Here is a 17,737-nt window from a genome sequence, read left to right on the forward strand (position 1 = left end):
ACTCAATGGGAGGCCGGGAGGGGGAGCGGGCCGGTGCGGCGATTTCGCGCCAGCGAAATTCTGACCAAGGAACCCCGTGCCGCACCTGAGCGAAGCGAAGGTCCGACAGATGAAAACAGGAGTTGATACATGACCGAGAACCGCCGTTTCCTGCTCGTCAGACGCCCGGACGGCGAGCCCGCGCCCGACGATTTCGAACTGCGCAGCGATCCGCTTCCGGAAATCGCCGAAGGCCAGTTCCTGATCCGCAACCGGTACGCCTCGCTCGACCCGGCCCAGCGCGGCTGGATGTCGGCTGCCGACTCCTACATGCCGCCGATCCCGCTCGGCGATCCGGTGCGCGCGACGACGATCGGCATCGTCGAGGAGAGCCGGGCCGAGGGCTTCGAAAAAGGCCAGTGGGTGATGGGGCTGAACGGCATCGAGGAATATTCGGTCGGCATGGTCGGCGGCTTCACCCAGCCGATCGACGCGGACGCCGTCCCGTCGGTCACCAACTATCTCTCGCTGTTCGGCGCGGTCGGGATGACCGCCTATTTCGGCTTTTTCGACGTCTGCGAACCCCAAGAGGGCGACACGGTGCTCGTCACCGGGGCGGCGGGCGCGGTCGGCTCGATCGTCGGGCAACTGGCCAAGATCAAGGGCTGCACGGCGATCGGGATCGCCGGCGGGCCGGAGAAATGCGCGCGGCTGACCGAGCGCTACGGCTTCGATCATGCGATCGACTATCGCGGCAAGGACGCGGACGGGATCGCGGCGGCGATCCGGGACGCCGCGCCCGACGGTGTCGACATCATTTTCGAGAATGTGGGCGGGGATATCCTCGATGGCGGCCTGATGTGCCTCAAAAACGGCGCGCGGATCGGGCTGTGCGGCCTGATCAGCGAATATAACGCGCCCCAGCCCGTCGGTGCGCGCAACCTTTGGCAACTTATCGTCCACCGCGCCTCGATCCGCGGCCTCCTCGTCGCCGACTATATCGACCGCTTCGCCGAGGGCGCGGCGGCGATGGGGCCCTGGGCGGCCGCGGGGAAGATCGTGATCGACGAACATGTCGACGAGGGGATCGAGAACGCCTTCGACGCCTTCATGCGGCTGTTCCAGGGCACGAACGACGGCAAGATGATCCTCAAGATCGGCTGAGATGGCGCGCCCGCTTCTCGTGCTCTCGGGCGGCCACCCCTACGAGGAGGCGCCGTTTTCCGGGCTTCTCGACAGTCTCGAGGGTTGGGATGTCACGCACCTCGTTCATCCGGAAGCCGAAGCGATGGTCGCCGGGGGCGCCGCGGACGATGCCGAGGCGATCCTCTTCTACGACATGCCCGGCTATGCATTCTCCGACGGCACGGTGACGAGCCGGCCGCCGTCCGACGGCTTCAAGGCCGCGATCCGCCGCCATTTCGGATCGGGCAGGGGCGCGGTGACGATGCATCATGCGCTGGCCGGCTGGGCCGACTGGCCGGACTGGGCCGAGATGGTCGGCGGCCGGTTCCTCTACCAGCCCGGCGAAGTGCGCGGCCGGGAGGTGCTCGATTCCGGCTATCGCCACGATGTCCGCTACACCGCCGAAATCTGCGCGGACCATCCGGTGACGCGCGGCCTGCCCGAAACGTTCGAGCTGATCGACGAGCTGTATCTGGCCGAGATTTTCGAGGACGATGTCGAACCGCTGATCCGCGCCCGGCACGATTTCACCGCCGACAATTTCTATTCCGCCGCCCATGCGGTCGCGGGCCGGATGTTCGACAATCGCGGCTGGGCCCATCCGCGCGGCAGCAATTTCGTCGCCTGGACGAAGCGGGTCGGCGACGCGCCCCTCGTCTATCTGCAGTTCGGCGACGGGCCGAAGACCTATCGCAATCCGCATGTCCGCCAGTTGCTGCGCAATGCGCTCGACCATGTCGCGGGACATGACCCCACCATCGGAGCTGAAGGAGCCGGAACATGAGCAGGACATTGGAGGGCCGCACGGCCATCGCCACCGGCGCGGCGTCGGGGATCGGGGCGGCGACCGCGAAGCGGCTGGCGGCCGAGGGCGCGACGGTATTGGCCGTCGATCTGGCGGCCGAAGGACTGGACGCGCTCGGCGACGATATCGCGACCCTGGTCGCCGATCTGAGCGATCCGGCGGCCATCGACTCCATCGTCGACGCGGCCGAGACGAGGCTCGGCGGGCTGGATATCCTCGTCAACAATGCCGGCGTGCTGCCCGCGGGCGCGATCGACGAGCTGACCGACGAGATCTGGGAATTCGGCATCACGGTGAACATGCTCGCGCCGTTCAAGCTCTCGCGCGCCTGCCTGCCGATGCTGCGGCAATCGGGCGCCGCGCGGATCGTCAATGTCGGCTCGATCCTCTCGCGCTACGGCGATCCCGGCCTCACCGCCTACACCGCGACCAAGCACGGCATTCTCGGGATCACCCGCGCCATGGCGGCGGAGCTCGGCCCGGAAGGCATCGTCGTCAACTGCGTCCAGCCCGGCGCGATCATGACCGGCATGACGCGCGACACGTTCGAAACCTCGCCCGAGGCGGTCGAGCATTACACGACGAAATGCGTGCTCGGCCGGATCGGCGAACCGGAAGATATCGGCGACGTCATCGCCTTTCTCGCCGGCGACGATGCGCGCTTCATCACCGGTCAGGGGATCATCGTCGACGGCGGCCTGACGCTCCGAAGCTGAACCCTAACACTTTCACGCATCGCCTCCCGACGCGAATCGCGGTTATTGTCGGTCAAAAGCGATGGAGGATTGCGCGTGAACAAGCCGGTCGACCAGATCAATTTCTTCGATCCCGAAATCATTTCCGATCCGTTCGACTATTACCGCGCGGCGCTCGCCGAGGGGCCGATCCACCGATTGCCCGGCGGCAACATGTATCTGGTCCTGTCCTACGACCTGTGCGCCGAAGCGACGGGCCGGGTCGAGGAATTCTCCAACAATTTCCAGGCCGCGCTGTCCGGCGCGCTGGCCCAGGACCCGGACGTGAAGGCGATCCTCGACGAGGGCTGGCCGCAGGTCGATACGATGCTGACCGCCGATCCGCCCCAGCACACCCGGTTCCGAAAGCTCGTCAATCTCGCCTTTTCGATGAAGCGCGTGAACGCGATCGAGGAGGACATCCGGCAGGTCATCATCGACCGGATCGAGGGGTTCGCCGATGCGGGCGAATGCGATTTCGTGCGCGATTTCGCGATCCCGCTGCCCGTCGCGATGATCGCCGGGCAGCTCGGCTTCGACGAATCGGAGCATGGCAAGATCAAGCGCTGGTCGGACGCCTTTGTCGACCGGCTCGGCCATATGGTCTCCAAGGAGCGCGAGCTCGAATGCGCGCGCGAGGTCGTCGAATTCCAGCACGCGGTCAAGGCGAAGATCGACGAGCGGCGCGACCATCCGCGCGACGACCTGCTCTCCGATCTCGTCCATGCGCGGGTCGACGACGAACGGCCGCTCGACATGGCCGAACTGCTGTCGGTGGTCCAGCAGCTGATGGTGGCCGGCAACGAGACGACGACCTCGGCGCTCGCCGGCGGGCTGCTCCAGCTGATCCGCAATCCCGACCAGATGGCGAAAGCCGTCGCCGCCGCCGATGCCGGGGACGACAAGCTGATCGGCAACATGGTCGAGGAGATATTGCGCACCGAAAGCCCGACATCGGGCATGTGGCGGGTCGTGCTCAAGGATAGCGAGCTGGGCGGCACCGCGATCCCCAAGGGGGCGATGGTCCAGCTCCGCTACGCCGCCGCCAACCGCGATCCGGCCAAGTACGAGAATCCCGACGCGTTCGATATCGAGCGCCAGAATGCGCGCACCCATCTCGCCTTCGGACGGGGCATCCACATGTGCGTCGGCAACATGCTGAGCCGCAAGGAAATGGCGGTCGCCTACAAGGAGCTGCTGACGCGGCTGACCGATTTCTCGGTCGCCGACGAGGCGGCGATCAGCTGGCCGCCGAACATGCTGCTGCGCGGGCTCACCCATCTGCCGATCCGCTTCGAGCGGCGCGCATGAATTTCGACCTGTCCGAAGACCAGGCGCTGTTCAGGGCCACGGTCGAACGGTTCGCGGCGCCCGTCGACGTCGAGGCGCGGCGCCGGATCCGGGCGATGGATCACGGGTTCGACGGACAGCGCTGGCGCGAGGCGGCGGAACTCGGCCTGTTCGCGCTCGCGGCCGACGCGCAGCATGGCGGGATCGGCGGGTCGATCGTCGACCTGGTCGTCGTCGCGGAGGCGATGGGCCGGGGGATCGGCGTCGATCCCTGGCTCGAAAACGGAGTCCTCCCGCTCCGGCTGCTGAACGCCGCGGGCATGGCGGAGGAGATCGCGCCGATAGCCGATGGCCGCCGGATCGCGGCCTTCGCCTTTGCCGAACCCGAGCGCCGATACAATCTGGCGCCGCAGGGCACGATCGCCGAGACGCGCGGACCGGACTTCATCTTGTCCGGCGAGAAACGCTTCGTCCTCGGCGGAGCGATGGCCGACCGGCTGATCGTGACGGCATCGGTCGACGGCGACACCGCGCTGTTCCTCGTGCCGGCGGACGGCGACGGCGTGCACCGGCGCGGCTATCGCGTCGTCGATGGCAGCGAAGCCGCCGAAATCCGGTTCCGCGACGTCGCGGCGGCCGCCGAGGCGCGGCTCGATATCTCCGACGAAACGCTGCGGACGATCGTCGCCGAGATCCAGCTGCTGGCGGCCGCCGAGATGACCGGACTTGCCGGTCGGCTGCTCGACGATACGCTCGCCTATGTCCGCGAGCGCGAGCAGTTCGGCGTGCCGATCGGCAGTTTCCAGGCGGTCCAGCACCGGCTCGTCGATTGCTATGCGGCGATCGAACAGATGCGCTCGATGCTGTGGCGCGCGGCCCTCGAACCGCGCACCGACGCGGCCCGGTGGCGGACCGCGATGGCCGGCGCCAAGGCGCTGATCGCCGAGAAGGCCGAACATATCGCGCGCGAGGCCGTGCAGTTCCACGGCAGCATGGGGGTGACCGACGAGCTCGCGATCGGCCATGCGATGAAGCGGGTCATGTTGCTCGCGCGGCTGTTCGGCGACCCGGCTGCCAATCTCGCCGAATTCGCGGAGGCGGCCTGATGGCGGACACGCTGGAACCGATCGCGCCCGGCCTCTGGACCGACGGCGCGGAACCGCAGCTTATCGGCGGGCGGCGCGCCGATGGCGAGATCGTCTTTCCGATGCCCGACGGCGATGCCGCCGAAGGCGTCGAACCCGTGGCGCTGTCGCGGACCGGCACGCTCTGGTCGTGGACGCGCCAGGATTTCCGGCCGAAAACGCCGCCCTATGAGGGGCCCGAGGAGTTCGAGCCGTTCCTGCTCGGCTATGTCGAGCTGCCCGGCGAAGTGATCGTCGAGACCCGGATCGTCGACGCGACGCTCGAGGAACTGGAGCTCGGCATGCCGATGGAACTGGCGATCGTGCCGTTCGACGGCAGCCGCTCCACCTTCGCCTTCCGACCGGAGAACAGCGCATGAGGGACGTCTTCATCATCGGCGCGGGCATTCACCCGTTCGGCCGCACCGAAGGCCGGTCGGGCCGCGACCAGGGCGTCTTCGCGGTCCGCCAGGCACTGGCCGACACGGGGCTCGACTGGACCGATATCGAATGCGCCTATGGCGGGTCCTCGGCGGCGGGCTCGGCCGATATCATGGTCAACGAGCTGGGCCTGACCGGCCTGCCCTTCATCAACGTCGCCAATGGCTGCGCAACCGGCGGCAGCGCCCTCGCCGCCGCGCGCAACGCGGTCGCGGCCGGCGAATATGACATCGCGCTCGCGGTCGGCTTCGACAAGCATGAGCGCGGCGCGTTCAACGCCAAGCCGAAGGAATGGGGCCTGCCGGGCTGGTACGGCCAGACCGGCCTGATGCTGACGACGCAATTCTTCGCACTCAAGCTCCGGCGCTACATGCAGCTGCACGGCATCAGCCGGGAAACGCTGGGCCGCGTCGCCGAAAAATCCTTCCGCAACGGCGAGAAGGCCGATCACGCCTGGCGGCGCACGCCCATCGATCTCGAGACGATCCTCCACGCGCCCGTCGTCAACGATCCGCTGACCAAATACATGTTCTGCTCGCCGGCCGAAGGCGGGGTCGCGCTGATCGTGGCGAGCGGGAAGAAGGTCCGCGAGCTCGGGGCCGATGCGGTCAAGATCGCGAGCATCGCGGTGCGCACCCGCCCGCCCGGATCGTTCGAGGTGTTCGCCCCGTCGATCAGCGTCGAGCGCGGCGGCGCGCCGACGACGCTGGCGTCGCGGGGCGCGTTCGAGACGGCCGGGATCGGCCCGGACGATATCGACGTCGCCCAGCTGCAGGACACCGAGTCCGGCGCGGAGATCATGCATATGGCGGAAAACGGCTTCTGCGCCGACGGCGAACAGGAAGCCTGGCTCGCCGAGGGGCGGACGGAGATCACCGGCCGGCTGCCGGTCAACACCGATGGCGGCTGCATCGCCTGCGGCGAGCCGATCGGCGCTTCGGGCCTGCGCCAGGTTTACGAGAATGTCGTGCAGCTGCGCGGCCGCGGCGGCGAGCGGCAGGTGCCGAATGCGCCGAAGACGGCCTATAGCCATGTCTACGGCGCGCCGGGCCTTTCGGCCGTCGCGATACTGGAGAGATAGATGGGACGCATGCAAGGCAAGGTCGCGCTGATTTCGGGCGGCGCCGAGGGGATCGGCGGCACGGTCGGGCGGCTGTTCGTGGAAGAGGGCGGCTGCGTGATGCTCGGCGACATACAGGCCGACAAGGCCGCCGCGCTGGCCGGCGAACTGGGCGAGCAGGCCGCCTCGGTGGAGCTCGACGTCCGCGATCTGGATGCCTGGGAAAAGGCGGTCGCCGCGACCGTCGAGCGGTTCGGCAAGCTCACGACCCTGTGCAACGTGGCAGGCATATCCGAGCCCGGCGGCGTGACCGAGGTCGCGATCGACAGCTGGCGACGGACCATCGACATCAATCTCAACGGCACCTTCAACGGCTGCCGTGCGGCCATTCCGGCGATCGCGGAGAGCGGCGAACCGGGCGCCATCGTCAATGTCGGCTCGATGCTGGCCTTGCGTGCGGGCGGCGGATTTGCGGCCTATTGCGCGTCCAAGGCCGCCGTCACCGCGCTGACCAAGACGATCGCGCTCGATTGCGCGGCCAAGGGCCTGCCGATCCGCGCCAACACCGTCCATCCCGGCGCGATCCGCACGCCGATGTTCGAACGCTATCTGGAAGCGCTGCCGGGCAGCACCGAAGAGGTCGAGGCGATGTTCGCCGCCAACCATCCGATGGGCCGGGTCGGCGAGCCCGAGGAAGTGGCCAGCGCGATCCTCTTCCTTGCATCGGACGATTCGAGCTTTACGAGTGGGGTCGACCTCACGGTCGACGGCGCGGGGACGATCAGGGAGTAGGGCGATGGCCGAACGGATCGACGCGCATTTCGTTGCCGCGGGCAAATATCACGATATCGATTTCGCGCGGCTCGAAATCCTCAAGCTGCTCGCCGAACATCCGCAGATCCGCACGACCGTCGCCTGCGACTATGCCGATACCGAGCGGCTCTCCCAGTGCCGGTTCCTCGTCACCTATACCTGCGACCTGATGCCGGGCGAGCCGGAGGCCGCCGCGATCCGGAGCTGGCTGGAACAGGGCGGAAAGTGGCTGGCGCTGCACGGCACCAATTCGATCCTGCGCTTCACCGAGACCGGCGTCGACTGCCCCGACGAGCGGTCCGACGTGATGGAGATGCTCGGCACCCAGTTCAAGGCGCATCCGCCGATCGGGCCGTTCACGGTCGAGGTCGTCGACAAGGATCACGAATTCACGCGCGGCATCGACGACTTCGAGGTCGTCGACGAGCTCTACCTGTCGAAAACGACGGCCGAGATCGATACGCTGATGCAGACGCGGTTCGAAGGCGAAGCGACGGGTTTCGTCGACGCCGACTGGCCCGAAACCGTCGTGCCGATCCTCTACACGCGCGACATCGGCGAGGGGCGGATCGTCTACAACACGCTCGGCCATTGCCGCGGCCATTACGACCTGCCCGACATGGAACCATTCTACGCCCATCCCGAGCGCTGCGCCTGGGACTATCCGGTCTATTACGACCTGCTGCGGCGCGGGCTCGGCTGGGCAATGCGGACGGGGGACTGACGCGATGGATATGGATTTGACGCCCGAAGAACTGGCGTTTCGCGAGGCGGTGCGCGCGTTCCTCGCGGAGGAACTGCCCGACCGGCTGCGCGAGGGCGCGGCGCAGACGCCCGGCGTGTTCGTCGAACCCGATATCGGCCTCGAATGGCAGCGCATCCTGCACGCAAAGGGCTGGCTCGCCACGCACTGGCCCGAGGCGGACGGCGGCACGGGCTGGAGCCCGACCCAGCGCTATATCTTCGAGAAGGAATGCGCGCTGGCCGGCGCGCCGGGGCTTTCGGTGCTCGGCCTCAAGCTGGTCGGCCCGGTCATCTGCCGGTTCGGCACGCCCGAGCAGAAGGCGCGCTTCCTGCCGCGCATCCTTTCGGGCGAGGATTATTGGTGCCAAGGCTATTCGGAACCGGGCAGCGGGTCGGACCTTGCCTCGCTCAAGACGACGGCGCGGCGCGACGGCGACGCCTATGCGGTCAACGGCTCCAAGATCTGGACGACCCACGCCCATTACGCGAACTGGATCTTCTGCCTCGTGCGCACCGATCCCGACGCGCGCAAACAGGCGGGGATCAGCTTTCTCCTCGTGCCGATGGACCAGGAAGCGATCAGCGTGTCGCCGATCCTGACCCTGGCCGGGGATCACGAGGTCAACGCGGTCTTTTTCGACGATGCGAAAACCGATGCGGACAATCTGATCGGCGAGGAAGGCCAGGGCTGGACGATCGCGAAATTCCTGCTCGAGAACGAACGCGGCGGATCCTGCCACGCGCCGCGCCTGCTCGCGACGATCGACCGGCTGGCGCTGCAGGCGGCCGATACGGCTTCCGGGGTCAACGGTCCGATGACCCACGACCCGGCCTTCGCGACGCGGCTGGCCAGATTGCGGCTCGAAGCGCAGGCGCTGGAAGTTACCGAATTGCGGATTCTCGCCGAACTGTCCAAGGGCCGCCAACCGGGGCCGCAAACGTCGCTCGTCAAGCTGGTATCGGCACAGATCCATCAGGCGGTCGACGCCCTGGCGGTCGACCTGTTCGGCTATGACGGGCTGCAGCTGCCCCCGGAACGGCCGCTTTACGGCAACGAGGCGCCCGAACCGGTCGGCAGCCGGCACGCGCAGATCGCCGCGCCCGCCTATCTCAACAGCCGCGCCTGGTCGATCTTCGGCGGCTCGGACGAGGTGCAGAAGAATATCATCGCCAAGACCGTGCTCGGCCTTTGAACCGCGACCGCGGCCCGATAGGCGGAGGGGCATCAACCACAGGAAGCGAAAAACGCCATGGATGTATCGAAACTGATGTTCCGGCCCGGTCTCATGGACGGCCAGCGCATATTGGTCACGGGCGGCGGGACCGGCCTCGGCCGCGAGATGACCGAAGCGTTCCTCAAGCTCGGCGCTACCGTCCATATCTGCGGACGCCGCGCGGCGAAAGCGCAGGAAACCGCCGACGCACTCATTGAAGCACATGGCGGAACAGTCGTCGCGCATGGCTGCGACATTCGCGACGCGGACGCGATCGACGCGATGATCGACGCGATCTGGGAAGACGGCGGCGCGCTGACCGGCGTCGTCAACAATGCCGCGGGCAATTTCATCAGCCGCACCGAGGACCTGTCGATCAACGGGTTCAACGCGATCGCCGATATCGTGTTTCGCGGCACCTTCTACGTCACCCACAATGTCGGCAAACGGCTGATCGCCGAGGGCAGGAAGGCGAGCTTCCTTTCCATCCTGACGACCTGGGTGTGGAACGGTTCGGCCTTCGTCGTCCCGTCCGCCATGTCCAAATCGGCGATCAACACGATGACCCAGAGCCTTGCGGTCGAATGGGGGCGCTACGGCCTGCGCTTCAACGCGATCGCCCCGGGCGCCTTTCCGACTAAGGGCATGAGCGCGCGGCTCGCGCCGGGCGGGCGCGGCGGCAACGACATGTCGGGAGGGAATCCCATGGGACGGGTCGGCGAGATGCACGAGCTCGCCAATCTCGCGACCTTCCTGATGGCGCCGGGCGCGGAATATGTGAACGGCCAGACGATCGCGATCGACGGCGCCGGCTATCAGGCGAATGGCGGCACCTTCTGGGGCGCGCTCTCGCATCTCGGCGACGAGGAGTGGGAACAGGTCCGCGCGATGATCAAGGGCACGAACGAGAAGGACAAGGCCGAGCGGACCGCCTGATCAGGCCTCGGCTTCGGCAAGGGCCTGGGCCGTCCGGTAATCGGGCTTGCCGTTGTTGAGCCTGAGCGATTCCCGCGTAAACACGTAGAGACGCGGAACCTTGTAGCCGGCCAGCCGCTCCCGCGCGTGCGAATCGAGCGCCGCATCGATATCGGCCGGTTCGTCGCGCAGCCGGACGACCGCCGCGATCTTCCGGCCGAAGCGCGGATCGGGGACCCCGACGACGCGGACGTCCGCAACCGCCGGATGCGACTGCAACGCGCCTTCCACCTCTTCGGGAAACACTTTCTCGCCGCCCGTGTTGATGCACATATTGTCGCGGCCCTTGAACTCGATGCTGCCGTCCTCGCGGAACCGCGCCATGTCCCCGGTCATCAGCCAGCGCCTGCCGCTGATCACCGGGAAGGTCTCGGCATTCTTCTCGTCCTCGCCGAGATAGCCGAGCGGCAGGGGCCCCGAGCGCGCCAGCATCCCATATTCTTCGGATCCGGGCGGCAGTTCGGCGAAGTCGGCATCGAAGATCGCCGTTTCGCGGCCCGGGACGGCCGAGAAATGCCCTCCGCCCGACGAGCCGGCCGCCGTGGTGACCGTCACGGCGGTGCCCGCGCTTTCGCTCGATCCCAGCGCATCGACGATGATCATCTGCGGATTGACGGCGAGCAGCCGCTCCTTGACGGCGCCCGAAAAAATCGCGCCGGACGAGCCGATCATCCGCAGCCCGGCGATGGCGTCGGCGGCGTCGGCGCGCGCTTCGAGCGCGTCGGCGAGCGGCAGCGCAAACGCGTCGCCGACAAAGGCCAGCGATTTCGCGCCGCTGTCGCGGATGGTGTCGATGGCCTGGTCGGGATCGAAGCGGGTCGCGGGGATGGTGACCAGCGTGCCGCCGCGCAGCAGCGCGATCAGCGACGAGAACTGCCCGGCGCCGTGCATCAACGGGCTCAGGCACAGCAAGGGCGAGCGCATCGCGTCGCTCGGGGGCGGGTGGCGGGCGGCCTCGGCGGCATGGTCTTCGAGCGTCTCGGCGATCCAGGGCGGCTCGCCGAATGCGCGCATCCAGCTCGAAATCTGGAACGCCTGCCACGCCTCGACGAAGGGCCACATCACGGCCTTGGGCATCCCCGTGGTGCCGCCCGTGGCGACGTAGAACAGCCCGGCGGGATCGTCGCTCGGCGTGAAATCCGCCGGCGCCGGCGTGTCGCAAAGCCGCGCCCAGCCGTCCCCGTCCAGGGCAATGCGCTGCGTCAGGCCGGGCGCCCGCTCGCTCGCCGCCGCCGCGATCTCGGCGAACTCCGCCTCGACGAACAGCGCCTTCAGGCCGAACCGCGCGAAGATATCGCCCAGCTCGCCGGCCGTGTAGTGATAATTGATATTGACCGGGGTGACGCCGGCCTTCGCGCAGCCGAACCAGGCGAGCAGATAGGCCGGGCCGTTGCGCAGCTGCTGGCCGGCGACATCGCCCGGCTTCAGGCCCGTTTCGAGCAGTCCGGCGGCGATATTGTCGGTCATCCGGTCGAAATCGGCCCAGCTCACCACCTCGTCCCCATGGACGAGCGCCGGCCGCTCGGGTTCGACCGTTTGCGCGATCGCCTTCAGGGCCAGTCCGAAATTGCTGCCACGCCACGCCATCGGCCGCGAATCTCCTCCGATTCCTCGGGACAGACCTTATGAACGCCCGACACGCTTGGCATCCACAAAAATGCCAGTCGCGCGAAAGACTGTGATGGTCAATACAGAGGTTTCGGTAACAGACTTGCCGAATCTTCTAAAAGGGCAGAAGATATGGTCATGGCGAGCAATGTCGTAGAGTTGCGCACCCCGCGCGGGAAAGAGCGTATGGCGGAGCTGCTTGAGCAGGTCACGATCCGCTCGATCGACGATGTGCATGACGCCGCCGTTACCATCAACCGGATCGCCAACGAGCGCGGCATGCGCATTGCGCTCTGCGAGGACATTTCGTCCAAGGAGCCGATGATCGATGCGGAAGGCACGATCGTAAACGCCGATATCTTCGGCTGGCTCGCCGACGGCGAACGCTGGTGGGAGGATGCGCGGCTCGCGCTCCATTCGCCGCTGCCGCGCGCCTGCCGCTACGAGAGCGAGCCCTTCTGGTGCAACGAAAGCGGTTTCTACGGCCATTGGCGGAACGACTATCTCAACGAGATGGACCTGAGCGATTTCCACAAGCGCGCGCTCTGCCATGCGGCGATCGTGATTCCCGTCCATCTGCCCTTCGGCCAGATTTCGGCCAACAGCTTCATCCCCTTCGATGCCGAGCTGCGCGATCTCTCCGAGCTGTTCGACCAATATGGCGAGCTGTTCGCGCAGGTGACCCGCCGCTTCATCGCCGGATATGTCACCGTCATGCGATCGACCCGCCGCATTCCCTCGGACTGCGTGCTGTCCAAACGCGAGGTCGAGTGCCTGCGCTGGGCGGCGATCGGCAAGACCGACAAGGAAATCAGCATGATCCTGTCGCGCAGCCACGCGACTGTGCGCTACCATGTCCACCGTGCAGCCGAGAAGCTGGACTCGGTCAACCGCAGCCAGACCATCTTCAAGGCCGGCCAGCTCGGCTATCTCGGGGCCAGCGACTAGCCGAGCGTCCGCAACGGATCGCTCCCGTCCCAGTCCGCCGCCGCGGCCCTGATCATAGCGAACAGATCCGCGCTGCCGCTTGCCGGCTGCAAAATCTCGACCACATGGCCGGGCCCGGCGCCCGGATCGGCATAGAGTACGGCCCCGTCCGCGCCGACCTTGGCTTCGACGAGGATTTCGGCCGATTGCGTATCGCAGATCGCGCGCGCTTTCCCGATATCGTCGGTCAGAATGCAGACATGGTGCAACCGGTCGCGCACGCCATAGTCGCCGCCATAGAGGGACGGCGCGTCGTTTTCCGGGCGGATCAGCTCGATCTGCACGTCCCCCCAATAGGCGAGCGCGATGGAAAAGACCGCAGCGCTGGGTTCGCCGCGATAGCGCATGTCCTCGAGCGCGATATTCTCGATCAGGAAGAAGGGGCCGACGCCCATCGTTCCGGTCCAGTATCGCACGGCGGCGTCGAAATCGCCGGGGACATAGGCCATCTGCATGACCGGGCCGATCGCGGCCAGTCCTCCTGCTCCCGACATTGCGACTCTCCTCATTAAAGCGCTAGCTTACGTCCCGCGCAGCCTGTGTCATGATGCATGCAGGGTCGGAAAAACGACACTGCGCAAAGTGCGAGGACGAGGATATGGCGGAACGCGACCCCGGGCTGGACGGCGGGGAGATCGACTGGGCGGCGACGCGCAGGGAGAATGCGCGCGCGATCGACCGCCGCATGGTCGACCTCATCGCCTCCAAGACGACCGATATGGCCGACGGGCCGCTGCCCCTGCACAAGTCCGTCTATATCGATGAACCGCGCTTCGCCGCGGAGCGCGAAAAGCTGTTCCTCTCCGAACCGCTGGTGGCCGGGCTTTCCGGCGATATTCCCGAGCCCGGCGATATCCTGCTGTTCGACGCAGCCGGGCCGTCGATCCTCGTCATGCGCGGCAGGGACGGCTCAGCGCGAGCCTTTCTCAACATGTGCACGCATCGCGGCGCCAGGCTCGTCGAAGAGAGCGAGCCATGGTCCGGCAATGCGAAACGGCTCGCCTGTCCCTTCCATGCCTGGACGTTCGACAATCAGGGCGCGCTGATCGGCCAGCCGGGCAAGGCCGGGTTCGCCGGCTGCGATATCGGCGCGCGCGACCTCGTGGAAGTTCCCTGCGCCGAACATCTCGGGCTGCTCCTCGTTCGCGCAGATCCCGACGGCGATCCGATCGACGCCGCAGCCCATCTCGGCGATTTCGCGCCGGTCCTCGAACAGCTCGAACTGCACCGGGCGGTGCCGGTCAAGAGGGGCATATTGAAAGCCGATTCCAACTGGAAATTCGCGCTCGACACCTATGGCGAAGGCTATCATTTCAAGACCCTGCACGCCTCCACCATCGGCCAGACCCATTATAACGATATCTGCGTGTTCGAGCCGGTCGGCCGCCACCACCGGGTCGGCTTTCCCGATCTGTCGGTCGGCAAGAATGTCGGCAAGGACGAAGCCGACTGGCCCGAGACCGATTATGGGGGCGTCCATTTCCTGTTTCCCAACACCGTGATCTTCTTCGGCTCGCTGACGCCGGGCGTGTTTTTCACCCAGGTCTTCCGCCTGTTTCCCGACGGGGTCGGCAAGACGCGCTGCCAGTTCGCCGTCTATGCGCCGTTCGGGATCATCGACGAGGAATATCGCGCGACCTGCGAAACGGCCTATGACGCGACGGCCAAGGTCGTGCAGACCGAGGACTATCGGGTCGCCGCGGCCGGATACGCCAACCTCCTGACCGCACCTGACGATTTTCACGTCGTGCTCGGCGCGAACGAGATCGCGCTGCAGGCCGTACACCGCCATATCGCCGAGACCATCGGCATGCCCCTCCCCACCGAAAGGAGCTGACATGGACGAGCAAGCCACCTCGCCCCGCCCCGACGACCGCTGCCCCGACATCACGGTCGACGACATTCTGGACCAGGATTCGCGCCCGGTTCCGCCCGAGGTCCGCGACGACGAGTGGCGCGACCTCGGCACCGATGCGGTCGCCGCCGAGCGGTACACGGGCGATGCGTTTTTCGAAGCCGAGCGGACGAAGATGTGGCCCAATGTCTGGCAGTTCGCGGCGCGCGAGGAAGAGATGCCCGAGCCCGGCGACCATGTCGTCTACAACAATGTCGGCCGCTCCTATATTCTCGTGCGGCAGGAAGACGGATCGGTCCGTGCCTTCCACAATGTCTGCCTGCATCGCGGCCGCAAGCTGCGCCTCGAAAGCGGCCATGCGAGCGAGCTGCAATGCCCGTTCCACGGTTTCACCTGGAACAATGACGGCTCGCTGAAGCAGATTCCCTGCCAGTGGGACTTCACGCATCTCGAAAAGCGCGACATGAGCCTGCCCGAGCTGCGCGTCGGCCGCTGGGCGGGCTTCATCTTCGTAACCGAGAGCGAAGACCAGGTGCCGCTCGAAGACTATCTGGCGCCGCTGACCGACAAGTTCGCGCGCTGGCGGCTCGAGGAATGCTATACTGCGCTCTGGGTCGGCAAGGTCGTCAAGGCCAATTGGAAGGCCGTCGCCGAGGCGTTTATGGAAGCCTGGCATTCGATCGTCACCCATCCGCAGATCCTGCCCTATACCGGCGACGCGAATACCCGCTATTCGATCTGGGGCGACCATGCGAATCTGGCGCTCACGCCGTTCGGCCGACCGAGCCCCCATCTGAAGGACGAGAAGCTGTCCGAAGAGGAGATCATGGAGGCGTTCGACCAGACGTCCGGCCGGTCGGCGAGCGCCGGCGGGCGCAAGCTCGTCGAGGGCAAGACGGCGCGCCAGTCCATGGCCGAAGCCAATCGCGAGCAGTTTCTCGAAGCGCTCGGCTATGACAGCTCCGACGCGACCGACAGCGAGATGCTCGACGCCTTCACCTATAATGTCTTCCCCAACATGGCGCCGTGGGGCGGCTTCGCGCCGAACATCGTCTATCGCTGGCGGCCTTGGCCGGACCAGCACGCGGCCTTGATGGAAGTGCGCATTCTTGCCCGCAAGCCGAAGGACGGCGAGATGCCTGAGGCCGCCGAAATGCGTTTCCTCGAGGAACATGAGCCCTGGGCCACGGTCGAGGAATGGGGCGCGCTGGGCGGCGTGTTCGATCAGGACATGGAGAACCTCCCCTATGTCCAGGAAGGGCTGATCGCGAGTCCCAACAACCGCGTCGAACTCGGCAAATATCAGGAAAGCCGGATCCGCCATTTCCACCAGACCATGGACAAATATCTGACGGGGGCCTTGCCCTAAAATCACGGACGGCGCGTTATCCGCCCGTGCGGTGTCATCCTGAACTTGATTCAGGATCGATTAGCCTCGACGATGCCGACGACACGCGTCGCTTGCGCTCATGGATGCCGGATCGAGTTCAGCATGACGGCATTCGCGGGACTATCGCATTCTCACACTTCCGGAGTGATCCATGCCCGACACCCCTTTCGATCTCTCCGGCCGCGTCGCGCTCGTGACCGGCGCCTCCTCGGGCCTCGGCGCCGGTTTCGCGCGGCTGCTGGCGCGCGCCGGCGCCAAGGTCGTGCTCGGCGCCCGGCGCAAGGAGCGGCTGGAGGCGCTGGCCGAAGAGATCGGCGATGGTGCGCTCGCCGTCGGGATGGACGTCGCCGACGAGGACTCGGTGATCGCGGCCTATGACGCGGCCGAGGCGGCCTTCGGCACGGTGGACGCCGTCGTCGCCAATGCCGGGATGAGCAACGATGCGCTCGCGCTCTCCATGGCCGTCGAGGCGTTCGACGCCGCGATGGCGGTCAATCTGCGCGGCGCCTTCCTGACGGCGCGCGAGGGCGCCAGACGCCTGATCGCAGCCGAGCGCGACAATGGACGGATCGTGCTGATCTCCTCGATCACGGCGTTCGAACCGTCTCCGGGGCTCTCGGCCTATGCGGCGAGCAAGGCAGGCGTATCGCAGCTCGGCAAGACGCTGGCGCGCGAATGGCTGAACAAGGGGATCAACGTCAACATGATCCTGCCCGGCTATATCCGGACCGAACTCAACCAGGACTGGTTCGACAGCGCGGGCGGACAGAAACAGATCGCCCGCTTCAACCGCCGCCGGCTGATGCCACAGGAAGGGCTCGACGGGATACTGCTGTACCTCTGCGCCGACGAGAGCGCCTATGTGACGGGTGCCGAGTTCGTCATGGACGACGGACAGACGCTGTAGCGCGTGCTCATCCGCCAGCCTGGCGCTTCACTTCCGCCGAGTCGAAATAGTGGATCCGGATCTCGACCGCCTTGCCGTTTTCGACCCGCGTCGCCTCGACCATAGGCTGGGTGAAGCGTTCGCCGGTCGCCTTCGACGTCATGCTGAACTGGAGGATCGCGACCGCCCATTCCTCGCCGCCGACGATCGATTCGACGATGACTTCGGGTTCCTCCCAATAGGTCATGACCTCGGCATAGAGCCGCCGGAGGGCATCCCGGCCGCGCCATTCGCCGCCATAGGGCAGCGACGGCGGTTCATGGATAACGAGATCCTCCGAAAAATGCGGCTCGATCTTGTCCCATTCGTCCCGGCCCGCATGGGTGAAGACGGCGGTGACGATCTCGGCCGGTGTCACTCGATCGTGCCGATCAGGTCGCCGACCTTGTAAACCTGGCCTTCTTCCCCCGTCGTACGGATCGTTCCGGCGGCCTGCGCCTCGATCTCGGTCGCGCTCTTGTCGGTCTCGACCGTGTAGATGACGTCGCCCTTCTCGACGGTATCGCCATCGGCATACATCCATTCGGTGAGCGTCATCTCGGTCGCGCTCATGCCGAGCTTCGGAATGCGGATCTCCGTCGCCATCG

19 protein-coding genes are annotated in these 17,737 nt (G+C 66.4%); 15 read left to right on the forward strand and 4 right to left on the reverse strand.

From position 1 onward, the window contains the following. Window positions 1–129 precede the first annotated feature (129 nt). The 11 genes from ACTS1X_RS04190 (at window position 130) to ACTS1X_RS04240 (ending at window position 10,325) form a co-directional block, all read left to right on the forward strand. Window positions 130–1,143: an NADP-dependent oxidoreductase gene (locus ACTS1X_RS04190; protein ID WP_442613123.1), complete on the forward strand. Its 1,014-nt coding sequence runs from the start codon at window positions 130–132 to the stop codon at window positions 1,141–1,143. A 1-nt stretch (window position 1,144) separates the two neighbouring features. After that, a complete protein-coding gene (locus ACTS1X_RS04195) occupies window positions 1,145–1,948 on the forward strand; it encodes a ThuA domain-containing protein (protein WP_442613124.1) in 804 nt (267 codons plus the stop codon). Then, complete coding sequence (locus tag ACTS1X_RS04200; RefSeq protein ID WP_442613125.1) at window positions 1,945–2,685, forward strand: SDR family NAD(P)-dependent oxidoreductase; 741 nt, start codon at window positions 1,945–1,947, stop codon at window positions 2,683–2,685. Before ACTS1X_RS04195 ends, ACTS1X_RS04200 begins: the two co-directional genes overlap by 4 nt. Before the next feature lie 75 nt (window positions 2,686–2,760). Continuing rightward, window positions 2,761–4,014, forward strand: a complete 1,254-nt coding sequence (locus ACTS1X_RS04205; RefSeq protein ID WP_442613126.1) for a cytochrome P450 — start codon at window positions 2,761–2,763, stop codon at window positions 4,012–4,014. Beyond that, window positions 4,011–5,099 carry an acyl-CoA dehydrogenase family protein gene (locus ACTS1X_RS04210; protein WP_442613127.1) on the forward strand — a complete coding sequence of 363 codons (1,089 nt, stop codon included), beginning with the start codon at window positions 4,011–4,013 and terminating at the stop codon, window positions 5,097–5,099. The genes ACTS1X_RS04205 and ACTS1X_RS04210 overlap by 4 nt, the downstream gene beginning before the upstream one ends. Beyond that, window positions 5,099–5,497 (forward strand): Zn-ribbon domain-containing OB-fold protein, encoded by a 399-nt coding sequence (locus ACTS1X_RS04215; protein WP_442613128.1) that lies wholly within the window; start codon window positions 5,099–5,101, stop codon window positions 5,495–5,497. Before ACTS1X_RS04210 ends, ACTS1X_RS04215 begins: the two co-directional genes overlap by 1 nt. Next, the gene (locus ACTS1X_RS04220) at window positions 5,494–6,639 is read left to right on the forward strand and encodes a thiolase family protein (protein ID WP_442613129.1); all 1,146 of its coding nucleotides are present in this window, start codon (window positions 5,494–5,496) and stop codon (window positions 6,637–6,639) included. Before ACTS1X_RS04215 ends, ACTS1X_RS04220 begins: the two co-directional genes overlap by 4 nt. Further along, on the forward strand, window positions 6,640–7,410 hold the full coding sequence (locus tag ACTS1X_RS04225; protein WP_442613130.1) for an SDR family NAD(P)-dependent oxidoreductase: 771 nt from the start codon (window positions 6,640–6,642) through the stop codon (window positions 7,408–7,410). A 4-nt stretch (window positions 7,411–7,414) separates the two neighbouring features. Further along, complete coding sequence (locus tag ACTS1X_RS04230; RefSeq protein ID WP_442613131.1) at window positions 7,415–8,155, forward strand: ThuA domain-containing protein; 741 nt, start codon at window positions 7,415–7,417, stop codon at window positions 8,153–8,155. Between the two features lie 4 nt (window positions 8,156–8,159). Then, a complete protein-coding gene (locus ACTS1X_RS04235) occupies window positions 8,160–9,368 on the forward strand; it encodes an acyl-CoA dehydrogenase family protein (protein ID WP_442613132.1) in 1,209 nt (402 codons plus the stop codon). 57 nt (window positions 9,369–9,425) lie between these two features. Then, window positions 9,426–10,325 carry an SDR family oxidoreductase gene (locus ACTS1X_RS04240; RefSeq protein WP_442613133.1) on the forward strand — a complete coding sequence of 300 codons (900 nt, stop codon included), beginning with the start codon at window positions 9,426–9,428 and terminating at the stop codon, window positions 10,323–10,325. On the opposite strand, the gene ACTS1X_RS04245 is transcribed toward ACTS1X_RS04240, so the two are convergent. Next, window positions 10,326–11,951: an AMP-binding protein gene (locus tag ACTS1X_RS04245; protein WP_442613134.1), complete on the reverse strand. Its 1,626-nt coding sequence runs from the start codon at window positions 11,949–11,951 to the stop codon at window positions 10,326–10,328. 207 nt (window positions 11,952–12,158) lie between these two features. Between ACTS1X_RS04245 and ACTS1X_RS04250 the strand changes: the two genes are divergently transcribed. Next, window positions 12,159–12,920 carry a helix-turn-helix transcriptional regulator gene (locus ACTS1X_RS04250; protein ID WP_442613135.1) on the forward strand — a complete coding sequence of 254 codons (762 nt, stop codon included), beginning with the start codon at window positions 12,159–12,161 and terminating at the stop codon, window positions 12,918–12,920. Here ACTS1X_RS04250 and ACTS1X_RS04255 read toward each other — a convergent pair. After that, window positions 12,917–13,453, reverse strand: coding sequence for a VOC family protein (locus tag ACTS1X_RS04255; protein ID WP_442613136.1), 537 nt, complete (start codon window positions 13,451–13,453; stop codon window positions 12,917–12,919). The two genes, ACTS1X_RS04250 and ACTS1X_RS04255, sit on opposite strands and share 4 nt — an antisense overlap. A gap of 104 nt (window positions 13,454–13,557) precedes the next feature. Here ACTS1X_RS04255 and ACTS1X_RS04260 point away from each other — a divergent pair, with 104 nt between their 5' ends. From ACTS1X_RS04260 to ACTS1X_RS04270, 3 genes are all read left to right on the forward strand, one after another. After that, window positions 13,558–14,796: an aromatic ring-hydroxylating oxygenase subunit alpha gene (locus ACTS1X_RS04260; RefSeq protein WP_442613137.1), complete on the forward strand. Its 1,239-nt coding sequence runs from the start codon at window positions 13,558–13,560 to the stop codon at window positions 14,794–14,796. A gap of 1 nt (window position 14,797) precedes the next feature. Further along, on the forward strand, window positions 14,798–16,183 hold the full coding sequence (locus ACTS1X_RS04265) for an aromatic ring-hydroxylating oxygenase subunit alpha (RefSeq protein WP_442613138.1): 1,386 nt from the start codon (window positions 14,798–14,800) through the stop codon (window positions 16,181–16,183). A gap of 172 nt (window positions 16,184–16,355) precedes the next feature. Further along, a complete protein-coding gene (locus ACTS1X_RS04270; RefSeq protein ID WP_442613139.1) occupies window positions 16,356–17,111 on the forward strand; it encodes an SDR family NAD(P)-dependent oxidoreductase in 756 nt (251 codons plus the stop codon). A 7-nt stretch (window positions 17,112–17,118) separates the two neighbouring features. Here the strand turns inward: ACTS1X_RS04270 and ACTS1X_RS04275 are convergent, their stop codons facing one another. Next, on the reverse strand, window positions 17,119–17,508 hold the full coding sequence (locus ACTS1X_RS04275; protein ID WP_442613140.1) for a nuclear transport factor 2 family protein: 390 nt from the start codon (window positions 17,506–17,508) through the stop codon (window positions 17,119–17,121). After that, window positions 17,505–17,735, reverse strand: coding sequence for a biotin/lipoyl-containing protein (locus tag ACTS1X_RS04280; RefSeq protein WP_442613141.1), 231 nt, complete (start codon window positions 17,733–17,735; stop codon window positions 17,505–17,507). Before ACTS1X_RS04280 ends, ACTS1X_RS04275 begins: the two co-directional genes overlap by 4 nt. Window positions 17,736–17,737 lie beyond the last annotated feature (2 nt).

This window comes from Parasphingopyxis sp. (assembly GCF_052168275.1).
In the GTDB taxonomy this organism is placed as follows: Bacteria; Pseudomonadota; Alphaproteobacteria; order Sphingomonadales; family Sphingomonadaceae; genus Parasphingopyxis.

Excerpts from the sequence above, each read along its gene's own strand:
- ACTS1X_RS04190 (WP_442613123.1), top strand. The coding sequence starts at position 130 with ATGACCGAGAACCGCCGTTTCCTGCTCGTCAGACGCCCGGACGGCGAG.
- ACTS1X_RS04195 (WP_442613124.1), top strand. The coding sequence starts at position 1,145 with ATGGCGCGCCCGCTTCTCGTGCTCTCGGGCGGCCACCCCTACGAGGAG.
- ACTS1X_RS04200 (WP_442613125.1), top strand. The coding sequence starts at position 1,945 with ATGAGCAGGACATTGGAGGGCCGCACGGCCATCGCCACCGGCGCGGCG.
- ACTS1X_RS04210 (WP_442613127.1), top strand. The coding sequence starts at position 4,011 with ATGAATTTCGACCTGTCCGAAGACCAGGCGCTGTTCAGGGCCACGGTC.
- ACTS1X_RS04215 (WP_442613128.1), top strand. The coding sequence starts at position 5,099 with ATGGCGGACACGCTGGAACCGATCGCGCCCGGCCTCTGGACCGACGGC.
- ACTS1X_RS04220 (WP_442613129.1), top strand. The coding sequence starts at position 5,494 with ATGAGGGACGTCTTCATCATCGGCGCGGGCATTCACCCGTTCGGCCGC.
- ACTS1X_RS04225 (WP_442613130.1), top strand. The coding sequence starts at position 6,640 with ATGGGACGCATGCAAGGCAAGGTCGCGCTGATTTCGGGCGGCGCCGAG.
- ACTS1X_RS04230 (WP_442613131.1), top strand. The coding sequence starts at position 7,415 with ATGGCCGAACGGATCGACGCGCATTTCGTTGCCGCGGGCAAATATCAC.
- ACTS1X_RS04235 (WP_442613132.1), top strand. The coding sequence starts at position 8,160 with ATGGATATGGATTTGACGCCCGAAGAACTGGCGTTTCGCGAGGCGGTG.
- ACTS1X_RS04240 (WP_442613133.1), top strand. The coding sequence starts at position 9,426 with ATGGATGTATCGAAACTGATGTTCCGGCCCGGTCTCATGGACGGCCAG.
- ACTS1X_RS04245 (WP_442613134.1), bottom strand. The coding sequence starts at position 11,951 with ATGGCGTGGCGTGGCAGCAATTTCGGACTGGCCCTGAAGGCGATCGCG.
- ACTS1X_RS04250 (WP_442613135.1), top strand. The coding sequence starts at position 12,159 with ATGGCGGAGCTGCTTGAGCAGGTCACGATCCGCTCGATCGACGATGTG.
- ACTS1X_RS04255 (WP_442613136.1), bottom strand. The coding sequence starts at position 13,453 with ATGTCGGGAGCAGGAGGACTGGCCGCGATCGGCCCGGTCATGCAGATG.
- ACTS1X_RS04260 (WP_442613137.1), top strand. The coding sequence starts at position 13,558 with ATGGCGGAACGCGACCCCGGGCTGGACGGCGGGGAGATCGACTGGGCG.
- ACTS1X_RS04265 (WP_442613138.1), top strand. The coding sequence starts at position 14,798 with ATGGACGAGCAAGCCACCTCGCCCCGCCCCGACGACCGCTGCCCCGAC.
- ACTS1X_RS04270 (WP_442613139.1), top strand. The coding sequence starts at position 16,356 with ATGCCCGACACCCCTTTCGATCTCTCCGGCCGCGTCGCGCTCGTGACC.
- ACTS1X_RS04280 (WP_442613141.1), bottom strand. The coding sequence starts at position 17,735 with ATGGCGACGGAGATCCGCATTCCGAAGCTCGGCATGAGCGCGACCGAG.